This window comes from Dietzia sp. CQ4 (assembly GCF_014145125.1).
Classification (GTDB): domain Bacteria; phylum Actinomycetota; class Actinomycetes; order Mycobacteriales; family Mycobacteriaceae; genus Dietzia; species Dietzia natronolimnaea.
Genome location: NZ_JAALDZ010000340.1, coordinates 1 through 4082, shown reverse-complemented (window position 1 = coordinate 4082; position 4082 = coordinate 1). Strand labels below are relative to the sequence as shown.

The window sequence follows — 4082 nt, the reverse complement described above, 5'->3', positions numbered from 1 at the left end:
GAGGCGCCCAACGGCCGCGGCGCGGCGCCCGGCGCCACGGGCGGTGCCACCGGACCGGTGACCGCCGGGACCGCCGTCCTCATGACCGGTTCGATGGGCGACTTCGAGCTGCCCCTGCCCGCCGGCGTCAGGCTGCCTCCGTTGCCCTTTATCCGCTGATCTGACACCGAGACGTCGATCTGACACGGCAACACGGCCCCGCTCCCTGTGGTCCGGAGCGGGGCCTCGGTCTGCTCAATGTCGGCGGCGCAACCCGCCGGTGGCGATCACGCCGCCCGCGGCCACCCCCTGCCCGCGGCGGACGAGGCGCGATCGCCTCTACTGTGGCGGGACACGGGATCAACAGCCAGTTCACGTTCCGCTCGACCCAAGGGAGATCACATGGACGTCGCCGCCGTCGCCGCCACCGCACCGGACGCGCCTCTGGAGAAGACCACCATCCGGCGTCGGGACACCGGGCCGGCCGACGTGCTCATCGAGATCGAGTACGCCGGCATCTGTCATTCCGACATCCACCACGTGCGCGGCGAGTGGGGTCAGACCGCCTACCCCGTGGCGCCCGGACACGAGATCGTCGGCATCGTCCAAGAGGTCGGTTCCGAGGTCACCCGGTACACGGTCGGCGATCGCGTCGGCGTCGGGTGCCTGGTGGGAGCCTGCCACGAGTGCTCGTCCTGTACCGCGGGTCAGGAGCAGGAATGCGAGCGCGGGGCTGTGGCGACCTACGGCTCACCGCTGCCCGAGGACCATCCGGAGGGGCCCGTCACCCAGGGCGGGTACTCGACCCACATCGTGGTCGAGGAGCCCATGGTGGTGTCCGTTCCGGACGGACTCGACCCGGCCGCGGCGGCGCCGCTGCTGTGCGCGGGGATCACCATGTTCTCGCCACTGCGTCAGTGGAACGTCGGCCCGGGCACCAAGGTCGCCGTGCTCGGCATGGGCGGGCTCGGGCACGTCGGTGTCAAGCTCGCGGTGGCGATGGGCGCCGAGGTGACGGTCCTGTCGCAGACAACCTCCAAGCGGGACGACTCGCTGCGGTACGGCGCCGTCGAGCACTACGCGACCGCCGGCGACGAGGGCAAGGCCACGCTCCGGGAACTCCGCGGCACCTTCGACGTCATCCTCAACACGGTGTCCGCGAACCTGCCGCTGGACCGGTTCCTCGCCACGCTCAAGCCGCGCGGGGCGCTGGTCAACATCGGGATCCCGACCGAGCCGATGTCGGTGCGGGCCGGGTCGGTCGCCGCCGGGCGCAAGATCCTGACCGGGTCCATGATCGGCGGTATCCCCGAGACCCAGGAGATGCTCGACTTCTGCGCCGAGCACGGGATCACCGCCGAGATCGAGCTCATCTCGGCGGACAAGATCAACGAGGCCTATGACCGCGTGGTCCGGTCGGACGTGCACTACCGGTTCGTCATCGACGCCAAGACGTTCTGACCCACGGCAGCCCGACCCACCGGGCGGGGACTCGCCGGGGCGGGGACTCACGGGCCTGACTCACCGCGGGGCGACCTGCGCGAGCAGGTCCGCGAAGTCCTCGTCCCGCGCCTCCAGGAACCGGTGCGCCTGCTCGGCGAAGTCCGCCAGCCCGGTCAGGCGCCCCGAACTCCGGGTCGCGCACACCGCCGCCGCGCCACACGCCCGGTCCAGGGCTGAGGCGATCGCCGACCCCCCGGGCAGCGCGGCCGCCACGCCCGCCGCGACGTGCGGGAACGTCACTTCCGCGACTCGCTCACCGGACTCGCGGAACACCGCGACGGCGGCCCCGATCCTGTCCGCATCGGCTCTGATCGTCCCGTCGGGCATCTGCTCACCTCGTCGTCGTCGTGATCTCGTCCTCGCATCGCGGTCATGAGGTACGACGTCCCCACCCCGCCGGTCGGTTCCAGCGGACCCGGTACAGGCCGGTACCCACCCGACCTGTCGTACCCGTGGTGTCTACTCGGGGTGTGGGAGAACAGCGCTCCCCGGCCGCCGGACCACCGGTCGCCGGCGCCCGTCCCACGACCCGGTGGCGTCGCCCGGCACCGGGACCCCTCCCACAGAGGAGAGCATCCATGTCCCTCACCTGGACACCCACCATCGACCGCGCGCTCGCGGTCGCGGCCCGCTGCCACGCCGGCCAGACCCGCAAGGACGACCCGACGCCCTACATCGCGCACCCCGTGGCGGTGGCGATGATCGTGTCCGACTTCACCGACGACCGGGACGTGGCGGTCGCCGCGCTGCTCCACGACGTTCTCGAGGACGTCCCGCCGTCGGTCTACTCGGCCGATGACATGAGCGCCGAGTTCGGCGACCGGGTCACCGAGCTCGTCCGCGGCGTCTCGGAGGAGAAGACCGCGGGTGAGGTGACCCCGCCGTGGCGGGTGCGCAAGGAGGGGTACCTCGCCGCGCTCGCGGAGGACTCGGAGGAATGCCTGCTCATCTCGGCGGCGGACAAGATCCACAATCTGCGCTCGATGGTCGCCGCCCACGAACGACTGGGTGACGACATGTGGGGGCTCTTCAACGCCGGGCCGCAGGAGAAGCTGTGGTTCTACCGGTCGATCGCGGATGCGGTCACCCGACGGCTCGGTGACTGCGCGGCCTCGCGTGAGCTCCGCCGGGCGGTGGACGACGTCGCGGCACTGGCGCCGGTGAGCGGCGGCTGAAGGTCACACCGCCGGGAACTCGGCCTTGATCCGCAGCAGGGTCTTGGCCTGGGTCCGCCCCTCGAGGCCGAGAACCAGGCCGGCGGACTTGAGGCGCCGGGCGAGGTCGGAGTCCGCGGCGAACTCGGACTCCGACTCGATCGTGATCTCCACCCGGCGTCCGCCGTTGAGCAGCACCGACTGCTTGGCGGCGTCCAGGCCGGGGATGTTGGTCCACCGGATCGGCCCGGGGTCTCGAGGGGAGGCCCCCGAGCCCGAGAAGGAATAGTCGAAGTCCGTGCTCTGGGTGCGGGTCACCTTGCCCCACCCGGCCATCGGTCCCACCCCCACCCGGGCGGCGACGGCGTTGCGGCGGGCGCTGTAGGTGGCGCACTCGATCTCGCAGGCCCCCAGGGTGTTCATCACCCTCAGCGCCTCCTCGAACCGCTGCCGCAGGCTCCACGCGTCGTACTGGCCGAACGGCACCAACAGCGGGCGGCCCTCGATCGGCGCCTGCACGTAGACCACCCGGGGGACGACCTCGCCCTCCACCACGTCATACCCCGACCGCACCTGCATCGGACGTTGGATGACGTCGGTGAGCAGACCGCGCTTGTCGGTGACGGGTGCGGTCTCGTAGAAGGACACGAGCTGACTCACTGGCGCTCACCTCACTGTTCGAGGTCGCGGCGGGTGCGGACCTGACGCCCAGAGTATCCGGCGCCGCACGATCGGCCCGCCCGTGCCCAGAGCTCACCCGAGGGGCCACTCCCCGAGTTCGGTGAGGTCGTCGGCCTCCGGGGTGACGGCCGTGGGCTCGCAACCGAAGCCGACCATCTCCGTGCCGTCCTCGAGCGTCACCCGGCCGAGCTGCATCGGCCTGGGGAGCTGGTCGAGGAAGCTGCCGAGCGCCGCCGGGGAGACCGTCCACCTCTCGCCGAGCAACGCGGCGCCGTCCGGGTGACGCAGGACCCCAGGCTTGGGCGGTTCGGTGTCGAGGCGGTACATCCGGTAGTCGGCGCTGGACCGGACCGGCCCACGCCAGGCGGCGCCACGTGAGGTGAGCTGGTGCTCGAGCGGTCCCCCACGCCGGTGTGCGCCGAACACCACCAGGTCGACCGCCGGCGCCCCCGCACGCAACGGCCACGGCACGAGCGGTTCCGCCCCGGACCCACGCTCCCCGGCGAGGGCGGCCGCGATGTCGGCCACCGGTCCGTCGTGGAACGGCCGCCCCACCACGGTCACGCCGAACCGCGCCGTCCCGCGGTCCCCCTCGTCGATCTGGCCGGTCGGTACCGCCACGGCGCACAGGTCGAAGAGGTTGCAGAAGTTCGTGTACGTCCCCATCCGGCTGTTGAGGGCGATCGGGTCGGCCTCCACCTCGGCGATCGTCGGGTGGAACGGCGCGGTGGGCACGAGCAGTGCCGTCGCGCCCAGCCGGTCGAG

The 4082-nt window shown here is 71.9% G+C and carries 4 protein-coding genes and 1 pseudogene; 2 read left to right on the top strand and 3 right to left on the bottom strand.

What is annotated here, in order from left to right:
- Positions 1-381 precede the first annotated feature (381 nt).
- A complete protein-coding gene (locus tag G6031_RS16320; RefSeq protein ID WP_182610066.1) occupies positions 382-1440 on the top strand; it encodes an NAD(P)-dependent alcohol dehydrogenase in 1059 nt (352 codons plus the stop codon).
- Positions 1441-1500: 60 nt separating this feature from the next.
- On the opposite strand, the gene G6031_RS16315 is transcribed toward G6031_RS16320, so the two are convergent.
- Positions 1501-1809, bottom strand: coding sequence for a hypothetical protein (locus tag G6031_RS16315; RefSeq protein WP_179524090.1), 309 nt, complete (start codon positions 1807-1809; stop codon positions 1501-1503).
- A gap of 251 nt (positions 1810-2060) precedes the next feature.
- On the opposite strand from G6031_RS16315, the gene G6031_RS16310 reads away from it, so the two are divergent.
- Positions 2061-2657 carry an HD domain-containing protein gene (locus G6031_RS16310; RefSeq protein WP_182653832.1) on the top strand — a complete coding sequence of 199 codons (597 nt, stop codon included), beginning with the start codon at positions 2061-2063 and terminating at the stop codon, positions 2655-2657.
- Positions 2658-2660: 3 nt separating this feature from the next.
- On the opposite strand, the gene G6031_RS16305 is transcribed toward G6031_RS16310, so the two are convergent.
- Positions 2661-3296, bottom strand: coding sequence for a hypothetical protein (locus tag G6031_RS16305; protein ID WP_017835462.1), 636 nt, complete (start codon positions 3294-3296; stop codon positions 2661-2663).
- Positions 3297-3389: 93 nt separating this feature from the next.
- Positions 3390-4082, bottom strand: a pseudogene (locus G6031_RS16300) (allophanate hydrolase); the annotation flags it as partial.